At 61.4% G+C, this 17,424-nt stretch carries 14 protein-coding genes; 2 read left to right on the plus strand and 12 right to left on the minus strand.

From position 1 onward, the window contains the following. The 8 genes from AC2FMD_RS07430 to AC2FMD_RS07465 all read right to left on the minus strand — a co-directional run bounded on the left by AC2FMD_RS07430 (position 1) and on the right by AC2FMD_RS07465 (position 10,740). The gene (locus AC2FMD_RS07430) at positions 1 to 1,440 is read right to left on the minus strand and encodes a protoporphyrinogen/coproporphyrinogen oxidase (protein WP_496713277.1); all 1,440 of its coding nucleotides are present in this window, start codon (positions 1,438 to 1,440) and stop codon (positions 1 to 3) included. Further along, positions 1,437 to 2,411, minus strand: a complete 975-nt coding sequence (locus AC2FMD_RS07435) for a lysylphosphatidylglycerol synthase transmembrane domain-containing protein (protein WP_496794861.1) — start codon at positions 2,409 to 2,411, stop codon at positions 1,437 to 1,439. The genes AC2FMD_RS07430 and AC2FMD_RS07435 overlap by 4 nt, the downstream gene beginning before the upstream one ends. Before the next feature lies 1 nt (position 2,412). After that, entirely contained in the window at positions 2,413 to 3,339 is a 927-nt protein-coding gene (locus AC2FMD_RS07440) for a glycosyltransferase family 2 protein (RefSeq protein ID WP_496683730.1), read from the minus strand. A gap of 209 nt (positions 3,340 to 3,548) precedes the next feature. Further along, complete coding sequence (locus AC2FMD_RS07445; RefSeq protein WP_496794862.1) at positions 3,549 to 5,054, minus strand: PepSY-associated TM helix domain-containing protein; 1,506 nt, start codon at positions 5,052 to 5,054, stop codon at positions 3,549 to 3,551. 144 nt (positions 5,055 to 5,198) lie between these two features. Continuing rightward, complete coding sequence (locus AC2FMD_RS07450; RefSeq protein ID WP_496685652.1) at positions 5,199 to 6,695, minus strand: NAD(P)/FAD-dependent oxidoreductase; 1,497 nt, start codon at positions 6,693 to 6,695, stop codon at positions 5,199 to 5,201. Positions 6,696 to 7,208: 513 nt separating this feature from the next. Further along, positions 7,209 to 8,231 (minus strand): glycosyltransferase family 2 protein, encoded by a 1,023-nt coding sequence (locus AC2FMD_RS07455; protein WP_496742946.1) that lies wholly within the window; start codon positions 8,229 to 8,231, stop codon positions 7,209 to 7,211. Beyond that, entirely contained in the window at positions 8,231 to 9,736 is a 1,506-nt protein-coding gene (locus AC2FMD_RS07460; protein ID WP_496742945.1) for a hypothetical protein, read from the minus strand. Before AC2FMD_RS07460 ends, AC2FMD_RS07455 begins: the two co-directional genes overlap by 1 nt. Further along, positions 9,733 to 10,740, minus strand: coding sequence for a UDP-glucuronic acid decarboxylase family protein (locus tag AC2FMD_RS07465; protein ID WP_496683743.1), 1,008 nt, complete (start codon positions 10,738 to 10,740; stop codon positions 9,733 to 9,735). Before AC2FMD_RS07465 ends, AC2FMD_RS07460 begins: the two co-directional genes overlap by 4 nt. A 591-nt stretch (positions 10,741 to 11,331) precedes the next feature. Here AC2FMD_RS07465 and AC2FMD_RS07470 point away from each other — a divergent pair. After that, a complete protein-coding gene (locus AC2FMD_RS07470) occupies positions 11,332 to 11,856 on the plus strand; it encodes a VPLPA-CTERM sorting domain-containing protein (protein ID WP_496742944.1) in 525 nt (174 codons plus the stop codon). Positions 11,857 to 11,925: 69 nt separating this feature from the next. Here AC2FMD_RS07470 and AC2FMD_RS07475 read toward each other — a convergent pair whose 3' ends face one another. From AC2FMD_RS07475 to AC2FMD_RS07490, 4 genes are read right to left on the minus strand one after another with little or no spacing between them, the layout of a single operon-like run. Then, positions 11,926 to 12,810, minus strand: a complete 885-nt coding sequence (locus AC2FMD_RS07475) for a glycosyltransferase family 2 protein (RefSeq protein ID WP_496742943.1) — start codon at positions 12,808 to 12,810, stop codon at positions 11,926 to 11,928. After that, positions 12,791 to 13,630 (minus strand): CpsD/CapB family tyrosine-protein kinase, encoded by an 840-nt coding sequence (locus AC2FMD_RS07480; protein ID WP_496683752.1) that lies wholly within the window; start codon positions 13,628 to 13,630, stop codon positions 12,791 to 12,793. The genes AC2FMD_RS07475 and AC2FMD_RS07480 overlap by 20 nt, the downstream gene beginning before the upstream one ends. A 31-nt stretch (positions 13,631 to 13,661) precedes the next feature. After that, the gene (locus AC2FMD_RS07485; protein ID WP_496742942.1) at positions 13,662 to 15,203 is read right to left on the minus strand and encodes a GumC family protein; all 1,542 of its coding nucleotides are present in this window, start codon (positions 15,201 to 15,203) and stop codon (positions 13,662 to 13,664) included. A 1-nt stretch (position 15,204) separates the two neighbouring features. Then, positions 15,205 to 16,062, minus strand: coding sequence for an ExeA family protein (locus AC2FMD_RS07490; RefSeq protein ID WP_496742941.1), 858 nt, complete (start codon positions 16,060 to 16,062; stop codon positions 15,205 to 15,207). A gap of 657 nt (positions 16,063 to 16,719) precedes the next feature. Between AC2FMD_RS07490 and AC2FMD_RS07495 the strand changes: the two genes are divergently transcribed. Beyond that, on the plus strand, positions 16,720 to 17,403 hold the full coding sequence (locus tag AC2FMD_RS07495) for a sugar transferase (protein WP_496794863.1): 684 nt from the start codon (positions 16,720 to 16,722) through the stop codon (positions 17,401 to 17,403). The last annotated feature ends 21 nt before the right edge of the window (positions 17,404 to 17,424 follow it).

Below are 17,424 nucleotides of genomic sequence, written 5' to 3' on the forward strand. Positions count from 1 at the left end.
TCAGTCTTCCACCACATGCGAGGCGAAGACCTCGCGATACCGGTTCCATTTCGCGCGATCGACCCGGCCTGCATCGTCGATGCAATCGGCGGCGCCATAGGCCATGGCAAAGGCATGGTGGGTGTTGTCATGGGCAAACAGTCCCTGCCGCCCGAACACCAGCAGGCCATCGAGACCCGACAGCCAGCGATCGACGGTGTCGAACCGCGCTTCGTAGCCGATGTCATAGACCGGATAGGCATGGCTGAGCCGACGGGTTTCGCAGCGCCGGACCGGAACCGTGACCGGCAGGCCCAGCTGACCCAGCCACTTGGTGAACTCCTGCCCCAAGGCCTCGTCGGACATGCTCCACCATTTCTCGTCCGGGTCGCAGGGCAGTTCGGCGCACAGGACCGTCACGCCCTTTGGCGAGCCGCTGGCGTTGTAGTTCTTGGGTTCTGACATGCGGCTGATCGGGATCGACAGCTCGGGGAAATAATGTGCGTCGAACTCGGTGAACTGGTCGGTTTCCAGCACCAGATACAGCAGGATCATGCCGCGAAACCGGATGCCGCGGGCCGCTTCTACCACATCGGCGGGCGGGTCGGGGATCAGGCGCGTCAGCGCGGTCAGCGGGATGGTAGACAGGATCAGGTCGCCGGTCAGCTGTCGTTCGCCGCCGGCGTCGCGGACGGTCAGGCCGCAGACGTGGTTTCCCTGCCGCTGGATTGCGGTGATTTCGGTGTCGAACAGAAATTCCGCGCCTTTTGTCCGGGCGCTCTCGCGCATTGCGTCCGAGATCTGCCCGAACCCTTTGCGCGGATAAAAAAACCGCCCCGCCGTTTCGCTGCGCAGCCCGGGCAACAGCCGCAGCATCTTCATCAGGATCTTTCCGACCGACCCGCTGCCCACCCGTCGTTCCGCCAGCTTGACCGCCAGCTTCTCGGGCTCCAACCCCCACAGCTTGCGCACATAGGGAAAATAGAAATTGTCAGAGATCGTCGGACCCAGCCCGTCATACAGAACGGTCGAGAAGGTCTGTTGGCCCTGATGTTTCTTGCGGAAGGGTTTCAGCACCATGTCGCCGATCAGCGACAGGGCGAAGGGTTTGGGCAGACGCAACACCGCATCGGTCAGCTTGAGCGGAAAATGGATCCACTTGCCGCCCAGCCGGATGCGTCCATGTCGGGGGCGCAGCAGCAGATCATCGCCCAACAGGGTCTTCACGTCCTGCAGCACTTCGGGTTCGGCTGCGGGATGGAACCGGTGCGAGCCGTAGTCGCAGACCACGCCTTCGACCGGGAACGAGGCAGAGTTGCCGCCCGCCACCGAGGCCCGTTCGACGACGGTCACGCGCGCCTTGCCCGCCAGCGAATGGGCAGCTGCCAGCCCCGCCGGACCTGCGCCCAGAATGATGATATGGGGCTGATCGCCCGATCGGGGTTGGGAAACATCCGTCACTTGCACTCTTCCTTTCTCGAACGCGTGGGCGCAGCAAGACTCATCCCTGAGACCAACAGAACCAGCGCGCCGATTCCGCCCGCCGAAAACAGAACCACCTGCCAGACCAGCCCTGCGGCAACCACCGCTGGGGCGCTGACTCCAAAGGGCACGAGGAACCCGGCCAGCGTCGCCTCGCGTAGCCCGAGCCCGTTCAGGGACACCGGCAGAACCGCGATGATCTTGGCCAGGGGCCAGGCAAAGATCCACGCGCCGGCGACCACCGAAACGCCCGCAGCCCGTGCCAGCCACCAGGCCAGAAGGACCAGCGACAGTTGAATAAGAACCGAAGTCGAAAAGGCGATGGCCAGAAGGCCGGGCCGGGCCGCAAACCCGGCCAGGGCATCGGCCAGCCTCAGGGCAAAGCTGCGCCCTGGCAAGGCCGGGAAGGCGCGCCAGATCAGCGGTAGCAACCACGGCAGGGCGACCATTCCGACCATCACGGTCAGCACGATCATGGCCGCGGCCCCGATCGCCGTCGTCCCGGTCGCGCCGTCCCACACCAGAACCAGACCCAGCCCGGACAGGGTCAGCAGGGCCACCATGTCGATCACCCTGTCCACCGTGGCCGTAGCAACCACTTGGGCCCCGTCGCGCATTGCGGCCTGCGCCATGGCTGCGCGTACGGTGTCGCCGCCGATCGCGCCGGGCAGGCACAGGTTGGCGGCAAGGCCGGCAAAATGAGCGCGGATCGCCAGCAGGGGCGAAATCCGGCGATTCAGCAACAGCCACCATTTCAACGCTGCGGCGACATGGGCCAGCAGGAACAGAACCAGTACGGCCAGAAACACGGGGGGCGGAATGGCCTTGAGCGCCGCCACGATCGCGTCAGCCGGCAAAAGCCAGAACAGACCGGCCAGCATCACGCCGGACCCGACCAGCCGGATCAACCAGCGGCGCGTGACCGGATCGGAGGGTAGCAGGCGCCCCATGTCACGGCCGCAGGTGGAGGCGCGAAATCATGTCGGCAATCAGCCCCAGCGACCAGATCATGATGGCCGCCAAAAACGAAAACACCGCGGTCTCGCTGAGGTTCCAGTAGAAGATGTCGACGATGAACTTGACCAACCCGAGCGTGAAGAAAGCCAGACCCAGCGGGATGAAAACGCGCAGCGGGTTGAACAAGGTGCTGATGCGCAGGATCAGGATGATGAAGTTCAGAAAATCGATCGGACGGATCTTCGATTTGCCGATCCGCTTTCCGTACTCGATCGGAACATAGATCATCCGCTTGCCGTTCGACGTCATGCATAGCGTGATCGTGGTGGTGAACGAGAAATTCTGCGGCAGCAGCGGCAGGAACGGGATCAGCTCGGATTTGCGGAACACCCGCAGCCCGGAATTCAGGTCGTTGATCTTGCGCTCGGCCAGAAACGAGGCGAAGGCGAACAGGAATTTCTTGGCCGGCCGCCGCAGCAGCGGCACGTTTTTCATCGCGGCGCCCCGATCCCCGACCACCATGTCCTGATCGCGACACAGGGCCAGCATTTCAGGCAGGTAGCGCGCAGGGTAGGTGCCGTCGGCATCGAGGATAGCCACGTATTCATGCTGCGCCATGCGTACGCCGCGCTTGAGGCTGGCCCCATAGCCCGAATTGACGTCGTTGAAGGTGACGGTTGCCCCGCTGGCTTCGGCTTCGGCGCGGGTTCCGTCCTCGCTGGCATCATCCACCACGATGATCTCGTAGGGGATGTTCAGCGGCCCGAGATGCGCGCGAACGTCTTCCACGGTCGCGCGAACGGCGTTTTCCTCGTTGTAGGCCGGAATGACCACGCTCAGGCTCATGCCGGTGACATCCGGCGTGCCCGGCTCATCCGTGTTGGCGCGATCCGTGCCGATTGGTTCTGCAACTTTGTTCATGAAACCCAAAACCCTGACCTACTCAAAATCAATTCTGTTCATACTCACCCGGGGGGCGTCCATGAAAATGGTCGCGGCCGTCCCGGAAACTTCCCGCCTATGGCAATCCGACACCTGAGCACCGAGCGTATCGGCAAAACAGGGCGAAATTGGACCGTTTCCGCGCCTGGCCGCCATTTTTTCGTATTTTGCGCCCGATGCTCATCACCTCACCAGATCGGCGGCCCGAGGTGAAAGGTGACGACCGTTTCGCTGCCGTCCTCTTTTGCCAGATGCGCAATGATGTCGTTGGCCTGTTGCGCGGGGTTCAGTCTGAACCGCGCCTTGGCCGGGCCGTCGGCGGTTTGAGGGCCGGTAACCTCGGGGGTCTGGCCGTTGACTTCGACCCGCGCGATCCTGAGCGCGGGGTCCCGCACGCGCAGCTCGACGTCGAGTGGCTTGCCGGCCCTCAGCGGGTCGCGCAGGATCAGCCGGGCGACCGGGGGCATTCCATCGGCCGGGGCGACGCGGCTGGTGCGATGGGCGCCGGGGCCGAAATTGTAGAGGCCGGCGGCCACGACCGCCGGCACCAGCAGAAGGTAGCCCCAGCGGAAGATGCCCAGCCCACGCCAGATCCGCCGCAGCGGACCATATTGCGCGGCCTCGGGGGCTAGCCGTGCGGCAAAAATCACGGCGCCGGTCACGGCCACGCCGGTTGCAATCAGCCCCATGACAAGCCACAGCACCCGCGAAAAGGCGCCCCCCCAGAACCCGTAGTGCAGCTCGTCGACGACGTTGCGCCAGCGTGCAAGGCTGGTGTTGTCATTCGGGGTGAAGGCGCCCGTGATCTCGAGCGTGGTGGGGTCCACCGCCACGGTGCTGAGCCCTCGAATATGCGGCATCGACGGCAGATATCCCACGAAGCGGAAGCTTTCGGTGGTCTTGCCCGGCAAAGTCACGCCCGTGGGTTCGAACCCCTGCAGGCCCGTACGCGCGCGGGCCTCGGCCCGATCTAATAGATCGGGTGTGAATCCGGCGGGCAGCACGGTTTCTCGTGCGGCCGCTGGCTGTGGCTTGGGGCGGTGGCCGTCTATGCCGAAATCACCCAACAGAAAGATGAAGGCGGTGACACCGCTGATCAGCAGCAGGGGCGTGGCCCAAAGAGCGGTCAGCCGGTGCATTCCGCCGGCCCAGGGCCGCAGGCCGTTGGCCGTTGTGGGCCAGCGCAGAAGCCCTTTCCAGAACCGCCGATAGGTGATCAGGCCGCTGACGATCTGGAACAGCAGTATGATCGAGGTCGCCGCCACCGCCTTGTAGACGATGCTCTGACCCGACAGCAGTTTGACATGGAGCTCGCGGAGGATTTTCTGAAACCCGGGATAGCCGGTGGTCTCGACAAGCGCGCCGGTGGCGGGATCGGTCCAGAAGACGACCTGTTCGCCCCAGCCGGTGCGGCCTTCGGCCCGGTCGACGAACCACGGGGTGGGACGCTTGGTGATGGTTTGAACGGTGCTGTGAGGATGCGCGTCCTTGATGCCCTTGTAGATCGCTCCAAAACTGGCCGTGCGGTCCTCTTCCGCGGCGGTGGTCCAGATTGCGGGGCGGGTCAGTGCCTGAATTTCATTGCCGAAGACAAGAATGGAACCTGTGAGGAACAGAAAGGCAAAGAAGATCGACAGATGCAGCCCCAGCCAGGTGTGAAAGGTGAAAAGGCGGTTGCGTAATTTGCGGTTCATGGAACGGCCCGAAGGTGCACGGTATCAGAAAAGGAAAGGTCGTTAGCGGTGCCACTCGGGCCCAGAGCCTGGTTTTCACGGCATAGTCCTTGCCCGACCGGACTTTTTACAGGTCGGGCAAGGGGCAACCCGTTGGGTTGCAGTTCATTCCAGAACGGCGCCTTTGCCGACACGCTCGGCCCGGGCCGCCTGTCTTTTGGGTTTTGCCTCGAACTCCTCATGATAGGACCTCTCGACATTGACGTCCCAGACATCGTTGTCTTCCCCCAGGATGTTGCGGGCCGCATACATGGCCGACAGCATCGAGTGATCCTGGTTGTTGTAACGGTGCAGCCCGTTGCGTCCGACGGTCTGGAAGTTTTCCAGCGTCTTCAGCCAGCTGCTGACGGTGTCCAGGGCGTCCTTGTATTCGCTGTCATAGACGGGATAGGCCTTTGGCTGCCGGATCACGGCGTGGTCAATCACGTCCGACGCCTTGGCCAGGCCCAGCTGCTCCAGCTCTTCGCTGGCCAGCTTCCTCAGGTCCTCGTCGCTGGACGACCAAAGCCCGTCGCCCTTCTGGCAGAAATATTCCATCCCGATCGAGGCGGTATTCTGGTCGGGCAGCATTTCGGCCGACCAGGCGCGGAAGTTCTGAATGCGCCCGACCTTGACCTTGGGGCTGTGGATGTAGATCCAGTTGTCGGGAAACGGGTCGGCGTGGTTCAGCACCAGCGTCACGATCAGGAAATCCCGGTACTTCAGTCGGTCGGCGGCCTCGATCACCTCGGGCGGCGGCGGCGGGTCGAAGGCATGGATCAGGTCGCGCACGGCCATCGAATTGATGAACTCGTCGGCCTCGACCCGTTCGGTGGTTTTCTCACCTTTTTCGTTCCAGTGGCGGATGTCCACTGAAGTCACCCGGTTGCCATCGCGGTTGACCCGGAACACCTCGGAATGGGTCTCGACCGAGCCGCCTTGTTCCCGGATCAGGTCGCGGGTCTTTTCCCACATCATGCCAGGGCCCAGGCGGGGGTATTGGAATTCCTCGATCAGGCTGGCCGTGTCATTGGCGCCCGAGATGGCGTTCCAGACAGCCTTGGGCAATGACAGGTTCTTGATCCGCTGCGCGGCCCAGTCGGCCCGGATCTCGGACGGGGGAATCCCCCAGACCTTCTTGGTGTAGCTGTGGAAGAAATGCATGTAGAGCCGGCCACCAAAGCGGTTGATCACCCATTCCTCGAACGTGTCTTCCTGCGGCTTCGGCCGGATTTTCCATTTGATGAAGCTGCCGATGATCTTGTAGGTCTCGTACGGGCCGATATTGCCGAGCGCGTTGAAGATGCGCAGCGGATAGTCATAGAACTTGCCGCGGTAGAAAATCCGGCTCAGGCGCTGGACGGTAATGAAGTCATCCCCCATCACCTCGTGCCACATGTCTTCGACCTCGCGCACCTTGGTGAAGAACCTGTGCCCGCCGATGTCAAAGCGGTATCCGTTGTGGGTTTCGGTGCGCGAGATGCCGCCCACCATGTCTGAGGCCTCGTAGACCCGCGGGACATGCTTGTCGCTCAGTTTCTGAAGTTCGTATGCAGCGGTCAGACCTGCTGGTCCGCCACCAATGACGACGACCGGAACAGTATCGTTTTTCAATTCACTCACACCAAATCTCACACAAAATAGCTTGGGTCAGGCTACTAGAGGCTGCACCAACTTCGCAACAAATTCCTGTCACACGCTCGCTTCGTGATCCCAGGCCGCTCAAAAAGTGCCCGACGCGCGAAAGTTGCGCCGCGCGCCGCAAGCGATCAATGACCTGGTTCACATCTACCGGCCCCCACGCGATTTGGGCTCGCGGCTGCGCCGTCGAGGAGTTGCCGACGCGTTGCACCAAAGGCCGGACAGGCTGCAAACACTTGTTTTACCAGAAAATCATTCGCGCGGGGCGCATCGAAATCACACCGACTTCCGCAGTCTGTGTCCGGCGGGCGGGACGGCTGGCGCCGGCATGACCGCCGCAACGTCGAACGGTTCCAATACGCCCTATTTGAATATGTACCCAAGGTAAACAATGGCCCGGCTGCGGGGGGATTGTTTTGTTTCAGTGGCGCCCGGGGCGGGACTCACCTTCGGGGAGGGCGAATCTTGTGCGTGTTGAAGACCCGCACCGGCCGCTCAGTTCCGCCTGACCTGCAGTTTCTGACGCTGACCCAGAACGTGGTATTCGAACAGGCACCAGACATATACGGCCGCGGAGTAGACATAGTAGACTTGGTGATACAGCAGGCATTTGACGGCAAACCAAAGCCCACCATGCCCGGCCATTGTTCTGAACAGGTCCAGATTGATCGCGAAGGCGATACCCAGCAGGATCAGGGGGAGAGGCCAAAGGCCTGGCCAGAACGGCAGAATCAGAAGCGACAGAATCAGCAGCCCCGCGACGGCCGCGCGCGCGCGCTCAGCCATGGAGGTGTTCAGATCGTTCGTCAGCCCCTCGCGCGAGATCATCAGGCGGGACCATGGCAGGGCCCGGCAGAAGATATCGGTGCTCAGGCTGTTGCGGATCGTCCAGATCTTTAGGTGTTTTCCCTGCAGGTGTGGTTCGACCAGAATGCGGCGGCCGGATTCTGCGATGCGATAGCCCAGTTCGATGTCCTCGATCGAGGGGATCTCGTAGGTCTTGACGTCAAAGCCGCCCACCTCGAGGAAGACGTCCCGGCGGATGGCGCCGCACCCGGCCCAGAACGTGCGTGCCTCGCGCCGGGCGCGCTGATGGTGATAGCGGTGCAGCAGGTTCTTGTAGCGCGAAAACCACGACTGCCCGTCCGGCGCGTCGTCATAGGATCCGAAAACCGCGCCGACATTGTCCTCGGACATGGCGCGGCGGATGTGTTCGGGGCCATCCGGCCAGGCGATGACGTCGGAATCGACGAACCACAAGATGTCGCCCGTGGCCTGTTCGGCCGCCAGATTGCGCGCGGCGCCCGGCCCGCCATTGACCGGAGTCGTCAAGACCGTCGCCCCCATTTCGCGGGCCAGCGCGGCCGTGCCGTCCGGGGACTGGTCATCGACCACCAGAACCTCTTGGACCGTGCCGGCCTTCAACATCTCGATCAAAGGGGGCAGCACCCGGGGCAACAGGTGTTCGGCCCTGTAGGCGGGCATCACCACACTGATCGTCGGTTGGTCGTTTTGCATCATTCATCCTCGGTGGGCGTTCGTGGTCTAGAGCGTGGATTTCGCACCAGAACGAGCAGGGTGGCGGCGAAGGGCAGCAGCCACATGACCCGCGCCCCGTAACGGTCGGCTGGCTGGGAAACGCCGCCGCATACCAGCGCGTTTACGGCGATTCCGATCAACAGGAACAGCGTAAACACCCGGTAGGGCGCAGCGACCTGGGCAGGCCACAGCAGCAGAACGGCCACGATCGCCCCCGAGACCGCGTAGATCGCGAAGTGGACCCCCACCAGCGGGTCGATCCAGGTCTGGGATCGTTTCAGGGTCGTTTTGTCCAGGACGGCAAGCTGATCTTCGGACAGGCCCGAGAGCTTTTTGGCGTTGCGTATCGTGGCCGAGTTGGGGATCGTCATCGCCACGCTGTGCGTTCCAAGCTGTCTCAGGGCGTTCTTGCCCAATGCGGTTACCGTCGCGACGGGATAGGCGGACAGGACGCGCAGAAAGAACTGTCGCTGTTCCAGAGCGATGGCCTGCTGATCCTCGGGCGGCAACAACCGGAACGAGCCCAGCCGCGGGGACCGCTCGAAGATGATGTGGGACGCGGTCAGACGGTATGGATCATCCGACCATGTCAGGGCCTCGTGCAGGGCGCATGTCGCCAGGTCCGGCGCAGGGCAGACATCGTTCAGATAGGCCAGCCCCGGCCCGTCGACGATCAGGCGGGCGGTGATGTGAGGCGTATAGACCACGTCTTTGTGAGTGACGGTTTCGACGGCAACTTCGAAAGCCTTCCGTTCGGCGATCGCAAAGAAGGCAAGGCACATCGCAAACCCGGCCGCCAGCCAGCGCCCCGGGCCGATCCGCAGAGCGGCGGCCAGAACGACCAGGGGAACCATCAACACCGCGATTCCCAGATGTGACGGATGCAGCACCACCGAGAAGGTGCCGAGCGCCAGTGCCCCCAGCGCCTCGGCAACGTGCATCCTGTGGCCTGCCGCCACCACGGCGGCGACCAGGATCAGCATGACAGGTGTGAAAATGTCGGGCATGACGTAGGCGACATAAAAGGGCAGCGACGTCGTCGAGGCCGCCAGAAGTGGAAGACAGACCATCTGAGCGGTCGAACGTGTGGTCGGCGCCGCACGTCCAAGCATTCGCATCGCCAGCCAGACGGCCATCAGCACCAGACCCAGTTGCAGCCACGCCAGACCGGCCAGCCATCCGACGCGCCAGAACCCTGCGACCAAAACGGCGTAGAAGATCGATCGCGATCCGCCCGCAGTCTGGTCGTCGTCGGCCGTGTTCCGGGTTTTCTGGGTTTCTCGGGCTGCGCTGTCGGGTTCACCCGCCGCCGGCAGGACCATCGACAGAACGACATTGCCCTGCCGCACATAGCTGCCGGTATCGAAATACACCAGCGGTCCGCGATTGATTGCAAGGATCGACAGACCGGCGGCGACGGTCACACCCAGCAACAGAAGGGGTATGGACCACCGCGGGCGCATTGCATCGTCAATCCGGGTCATGCCCCGCCGGCAGCGGTTTGGGGCGCTGCGGTGGCCAGGTGCCGGAAATAGGCGATCGTGGCCTCGAGGCCTTGCTCCAGGGGCACCTTGGGGGACCAGCCAAGTTGCTCTTTGGCACGGGTGATGTCGGGTTGACGTTGGATCGGGTCGTCTTGCGGCAGCGGACGGAAATCCAGCCGGGATGTCGAGCCGGTCATGCGGATCACGGTTTCCGCCAAATCGCGGATGCTGAGTTCGACGGGGTTGCCCAGGTTGATCGGCCCGGTCACGTCTTTGGGGGATTCCATGAGGCGGATCAGCCCGTCGATCAGGTCGGACACGAAACAGAACGACCGGGTCTGACCGCCGTCGCCATAGACGGTGATCGGTTCTCCGGCCAGAGCCTGCATGATGAAATTGGACACCACCCGCCCGTCGTCGGGGTGCATGTGCGGGCCGTATGTATTGAATATGCGCGCCACCTTGATCGGCAGGCCGTGCTGCCGGTGGTAATCGAAGAACAGCGTTTCGGCACAGCGCTTGCCTTCGTCATAGCAGGAACGCGGCCCGATCGGGTTCACATGACCCACGTAGTCTTCGGTCTGCGGATGGATCTGGGGGTCGCCATAGACTTCGGATGTCGAGGCCTGCAGGATGGTGGCGCCGACCCGTTTGGCCAAGCCCAGCATGTTGATGGCACCATGCACCGCCGTTTTCGTTGTCTGCACCGGATCGTGCTGATAGTGGAACGGAGAGGCCGGGCAGGCCAAATTGTATATCTCGTCGACCTCGACATACAGCGGAAAGGTCACGTCGTGGCGCATGACCTCGAAGCGGGGGTTGTTCAGAAGATGACGCAGATTGCCGCGTCTCCCGGTAAAGAAATTGTCCACGCACAGGACCTCATGCCCCTGATCCAGCAATCGTGCGCACAAGTGCGATCCCAGGAAACCCGCGCCACCGGTGACGAGGATGCGTTTGGCAGTCAGGTGCAGGCCATCGGGGTCGAAATCAGCTGCGTTCATCAAAATACTCTTCAATAACCGACCGGCGCGCAGAATGTCGCCCCGGCCCAGGAAACCCGTTCGGATACCTCCGGCGGTCAGGTACCCACACTCGTCATCTTCAGTATGGGCGAGGTTACACGAAGTTCTTGGGCCGACGAAGGACAAAAAAATGGTCCGAGACGCAATTCCGCGCTGCTGGTTCCGCCGACACCGGTCAGCGCAGTGGCGTGCAGACCGGTCCGAACCAATGAGGGCGGTCGGAACCGAGTGGTTGCAAAAACCTTATTCGCAAGGGGCGCGGGCGTTCCGCAGGTGCAGGCGCACAGCACTAATTTACGGCTTTGGGCAGTGTCCGCATCGGAACTTCACGCCGAGGACGCGAAGCCGATTCGAGCCAGAAGGCGGAGGATGCAGTGTTAACCGAAAGGAAACAAAGAGCCGCCCAAGGGTTGATTTGGGGGTCAATTGTCGCCAAAAGACCAAAAAATGCCACAATTATTAAAAAAGTTCTCGCAACAACAACGTGATGGTGTACCTTAGTTTCATCCAATCCACGGCCTGACATCTGTCCGGGTCTTTATGTGTTCAAGTATACGAGGGTGGGAATAGATGTTTAGAACTTTGAAAATGGTCGCGATCGCACTGGCCGCGTCCTTCGTAATGACCGGGACAGCCAAGGCCATCACGACTGTGAGTGCTGGCGGAAGCTATGACATCACCTCGGACAACCTGTTTGTCGGAACGGTGTCCACCATGGGTGGTCCGGGTGTTTATTCGGTGAACTTCACTGCGCCGACCGCGCCGCTGCCTGGTAATGCACAGGCCTCGGTCACCGCGAAAATTCTGGGAACCTTCACCGGCCTGACCATGAGCTGGGTCGATGCGGCGACCAACACCGTGCTGAACTCGGCGGCGCTGGTATCGGGTGTTACCCGTCTGAATACCACTTTCCTGTCGACCGGCGCGCCGGGGCAGAACCTGGTCTTCAGCTGGGCGAACTCGTCGGGGACCACCAATGGCGGCGCCATCACCTTTGACTTCGACGTGGCCGCGGTTCCGCTGCCGGCCGGCGGGTTGCTGCTGTTGACGGCCTTGGGAGGTCTGGCGTTGACCCGTCGCCGCAAGGCGGCATGATCAAACGGTCATAATGATGATTATGTTAAAAGGGCTGCGCAATGCGGCCCTTTTTTCGTTTGGCCCGGCTCAGATCTCGAACCCTGCGGCCTGCCGCAACATCCAGACCATCCGCTGGCATCGCAGCCGATACAGGGTGCCGATGGCCGCACCGACTTCCCGGCCGGAGCCCAGCTTGTCGCTGGTCAGAACCTTCGGCGTATGCACCACCGCGCTGGCTGGCATGGCCAGCCCCCGCATCATCCAGCGCAATCGCGCCCGAATGGTGGTTCCGTTCAACTGAAAAGCCTCTTGAGTGGTTCGCCGCCATTTGGTCTTCAGCGCCGGCCAGTCTTGGCGCGACGGGTGGCTGACGCGGAACCTATCCTCATAGATCAGGCTGTACCCGTGCGAGACCGCCCGCATGGTCCATTCCCGATCCTCAGACACGCCGTTCGTGAAACCGCCGATCGCGTCGAACACGTCCCGTCGCGTCAGCAGGTTTCCGGCACCCGAGAAGCCCTGGACCTCAATGTAGCGGCGGAAGTTGAAGGCAAAAACAGCCTCGAATGCCTCGGCCCCGCTGCGCGGTGGCGGGGTTTCGTCAAACACGTCGACCCGCCCGCCGATCAGGTCGGCGGTGTCGGCGACCTGGCGTCCGACCGTCAGCCAGTCGGCGGCGGGAATGCAATCGGCATCCAGAAAGAACAGCCGCGGGGCGCTGGTTTCGGCCACGCCCCTGTTGCGGGCATGGGCGGCGCCTTTTTGCGCTTCGACCAGAAACCGAACCATCGGGAAAGCGCGCTGAATTGCGTCCAGCGACACCGACGAGGCATTGTCCACGACCACGATCTCGGTGCTGGTGGTGTCATTTTCCATCAGTGCCCGCAAACAGCGTTCGAGCCTGGGAAGGTCGTTGTAGTGGGGAATGATGACCGCGTTTTCGGGGGCCGCGTCAGTACGATCCGTATTCATTGCCGAAGGCCCCGCTGACGTAGCGACACTTGGTCAGGACGATCCCCATGATCTTGGTCAATTCGGCCAGCTGGCGTTCCGCCACATCTATATGGTCGATGCTGGTTTCTTCTGCCGCAGCCAGCAGCAAGGCGCAATCGACGTTTCTGAGGAACCCGTGGCTGTCGTCGCTGACCATCAGCGGCGGCGTGTCGAACAGCATGATATCGGGCTGGTATTCGGATTCGATCCATTCCAGCAGCTCGATCGTCCTGCGGCTTTGCAGAATTTCGGCGGGATTGCGGGTAGGGCTGAAATTCAGTCCGAAAATCACGTTGTTGCCGTGCCGCCGCGCATGCTCCTGAAACGGCACCGATCCGGATATGATGTCCGCCATGTTGTGCGCGCCGCTCTGCCCCAACACGTCGGCCAGCCCACGGCGCCGTAGGTCGAAATCGATCACGACGGTGCGCAGATCTTCCTGCCGCCCCAGGCTGAAGGCAAGATTTGCGACCGCCGTGCTCTTGCCGCATCCGGCATAGGGCGACGTCAACGCAACCCGGCGCCAGCCATTGGACAGGATCTGTTGCAGCATCTTGGTGCGCAGCATGTCATAGGGCGCGGCGTCCGACCCGCCCTCCAACGACACCAGGCGGTTTTTGGAGGCGACGCGCGGGTTGATCTCGATGGCGGGTAGATCCGACCACAACGTTTCGACATTCGTCACCGAGGGCGCAACAGCCTGATCCGGGTCAAGCCGCAGCGGTTCCGCGGGCACGGTTCTTTGACGGCTTTCCCGTTCCTCTCGGGCCTTTTGAATCGCCTGTTGCAGACGGTCCATCACGCGCTCCCATCGCTGACTTGAACAGAACTCACCAATACACCTCCAGCTTGTCGATCACCTTTTCGGCAATCAGGTCGAGCGGTAAATAATACGTGTGAACCGACCAGACGGCGGCCGGCACGCTGCCCAAAATGGCCAGGATGACAACGGCCCAGGCCAATCGCGCGCGAATGACCTCGCCGCGCGTGCGGACATAAGGGATTGTCGCGATCGGCCAGACCTGCAACTTGTTGATCAGGTCTTCGGGTCGGCGGACGGATTTGTTCAGCAGTTCCAGCAGAACGACCAGCCCGATCCCCAGGGCGATACCGAAGGCGGTTCCGCCGCCAGCGATCATCAGGCGGTCCGGCTTGGTCGGTGAACTGGGCGCGACCGGATATTCGATCACAGAAATCCGCTGCCCCTGCGAGGTTACCTCGATCCGCTCGCCGGTCGAGGCCGAGGCCAGCCGCGCCACCGCTGTGTTGTACTGTGCCTGGACGTTGTTGTAGTCGCGCTGAAGCTCGGCGAGGGTAATCGCATTCGCCGGGGTCTGGTCGATGGTCCGTGTCACCTCGGCCAGGCGCTTTTCGGCATCGGTTTTCTGATCTTCCAGAGACTCGATCTGCGAATCCAGTTGCGCCAGTTGCAGATCCAGAGTCGAGTTCCCGGTCTGCGCGCCCGATGTTGCGGCGCTGGTGGCCTGCTCCGCGGCTACGACCTCTTCCAGGCGGGCGATCCGCGCGCGCAGGATTTTGATCTTGGGGCTGTTTTCCGAATAGATGCCCAGGTCATTGTCCAGCTGATTGCGCAGCTGCGCCAACTGTTGCTGGGCCTGGGTCTGCGGTTGTTGTCCGATCGTCGAGATCTGACCGGTCGTGGCATAGATCTCCAGCAACTTTTCACGCTGGTTTCGCAGTGAGAAAAGTTGTTGATCAAGCTGCTGGATGTTGGTTTGCAGCGTCGCCTGCTGGGTCAGTCTGAACTGCAGGCTGGCCGGCAGCGAGTCCGAGTTTTCGTTCTGGAACTCGAGGATCTGCGCGCTGCGCCGGTCCAACTCGTCACTCAGCCGGTCCACCTCCTGTTCGAAGAATTCCAGCGTGTCCGAGGCTCGCTCCTTGCGGTAATTCACGTCGAGCTTCTGGATTTCCGTCAGATAGGCGTTCAGGACACCGGCCGCGACCCGACCGGAACGGGCCTCGAAAGTAATGGTCATCAGGTTGGCCTGATTGCGCCCGGTGGCGATCCGGATTCGGGTGTTGGCGCGCATCGTGTCGACGATCTGGTCCGGGCTTGCCTCGTCTTGATTAGGCAGAACGTCGAACTCCTCGGCGATGTCCAGAAGGATCGGACGGGTCAGCAGGCGCTGTTCGATGATCTGCAGTTGCTCGGCCGCCGTGGTGTTGACGGTGCTGGCCGCCAGATTGCCCGGAATCTGCGGGGATTCGACGATCAACCGCATCTGCGACACATAGGTGGGCGGCAGGGTGCGTGCGATGATGATCGACGCAGCGGATACGATCAGGGCAACGATGAGGAAATACGGCAGGCGCCGCAGAAAGATCGAGATGTAGTAGCGAACCGGGCCCATGTCAGTCTGTCAGCTCCTTCTCGAGTGAGTTCCCGCCAAAGAACACGCCGTCGTCGATCACTTGTTGCACTATGTTTTCATCCACGTTTCTGGTCTCGTTGGTCCAGGCGTACAGCAAGGTGAAGTCGCACAGCTGGTTCACAAGCCGGGGAACGCCACGGGTCTTTTCGAAGATCAGCTTGCAGGCGTCTTCGGTGAATTCGTCCCCGGTCCCCCCGGCGACCTTCATCCGATGCCGGATGTAGCTTTCGACCGACGGCGCATCCATCCGCTCCAAGTGAAAGCTCGCGGCCACCCGTTGGGTCAGCTGGCGCATCTTCGGGTCCAGCACCATGTCGCGCAATTCGGGTTGCCCTACCAAGACCAGCTGGATCAGTTCATCGGTGTTGGCATTGATGTTGGTCAACATCCGGATCTCTTCCAACCCTTCGACGGTCAGGTTCTGCGCCTCGTCGAATATCAGCACGACACGCCGGCCCTGCGCGTATTCGGAGACCAGGAATTCCTGCAGCGCCTGAAACAGCTGGACATAGGCCGCGTCCTTTTCAAACGGCAGGCCCAAGGCATGCATGACCCACTGGAGCAGCTCGCCCCGCCCGCCCTGAGCGTTCGAGATCAGCCCGACGGTGATCGACTCCTCCATGTCCTTCAGAAGATGCTGGATCAGCGTGGTCTTGCCGGCGCCGATCTCTCCGGTCAGAACGGTGATCGGCGCGCAGCTCATGATTCCGAATTGCAAGATCGAATAGCCGCGTTTGTGCAGCGGCGACCAGTACATGAAACCGGGATCGGGCAGCAGAGTGAATGGCCGCTGGTCTAGGCCGAAATAATCCAGATAGAACCCGTCGCTGGAGGCCATGGCACCTCGGTCGCCTTCCGACTTGTCGAAAAAAATCCTGGCTCTCCAGAGATTACCCAAACTTGCACCCTGAACCACAGGTAAATCCTAACAAAATAACGAGACGCCACTATATCGGCCCTCAACATGCACGTCATTGTGCCACAACATCAAGATAGAGAGCATCCCCCATATCTCCAGAGTGACACATTAACCCGCCCAGAAGGTGCAATGGAAACATTTTTCGGTGATTGTTTCCGTCTGGCTGTCGCGCCCAAGCCGGTGCAACGCAGAATCAACGGGCGGGCCCGCAAAGCCAAATCGGGGCAAGATCGGGATTAAAGGGACCCATGCGGCTGCATTGATCCCGAATCATGCACAATGGACGGATGTTTTCTGACCGGGCGACCCGTGCGCTTCGTCACGCCATGCCGTTGAAATTCCGTGCGCTTCCCACTCAAACAGTGCGGTCCGAGCCCATTAATGTTTTGCAAGCCATTAAGAATTTGTTAGTCTTTTGGACGCAGGCGTTCATCAATTCATGTGAACAATGAAGAAAGGGTGAAGCGTCCCATTTGTATGAAAAAAATTTGAATAGCGCTTTGAGGCCGTGCGAGTAGTTGGTTCCTGAGTGTGTGATTGAGTGTAGGTGTCCGTTGTGTGCTGGGGGTTTAAATAGTGACAATCCATTCCAAGGAGGTAGCCGGGACTGGTTACCGCAGAGTTCCGGTATTGCCGGCCGCAGATCGGTGTTCCGGTTTTTATGGTCGCTTCGGAAAGCGAGCCTTTGACATTGTATTCGTGATCGCTGCCGCGCCCATCGTCGTGCCGCTGGTGGTGGTTTTCTCGGTGCTGCTGGCCTTTCAGGGCGCACAGCCCTTCTATCGTCAAAAGCGTGTCGGCCAAAATGGCAAGACCTTCCACCTGCTGAAGCTTCGCACGATGGTGAAGGACGCCGAAACCGTCCTCGAGGCGCATCTGGCAGCCAACCCTGACGCACGCGCCGAATGGGAGCGCAATCAGAAACTCACAGACGACCCCCGGATCATCCGCTTGGGTTCCTTCTTGCGCAAGTCGTCGCTGGATGAACTGCCGCAGTTCTGGAACGTGCTGGTTGGCGAGATGTCCCTGGTTGGACCGCGACCTATGATGGTCAAGCAGCAAAGCATGTATCCCGGGCACCTGTATTATGTGATGCGGCCGGGCATCACCGGCCGGTGGCAGGTATCCGAGCGCAACCAGTCCTCATTCGCCGAGCGGGCGCATCACGATTCGGAATACTGGAAAACGATGTCCTTCGGCACCGATCTTTCGATCATGTTCAAAACGCTCTTCGTGGTCCTTCGCGGCACCGGCTGTTGAGAATGGCCCGGCATCAGGCAG

The sequence above is a fragment of the Ruegeria sp. BHSC276 genome (genome assembly GCF_059612945.1).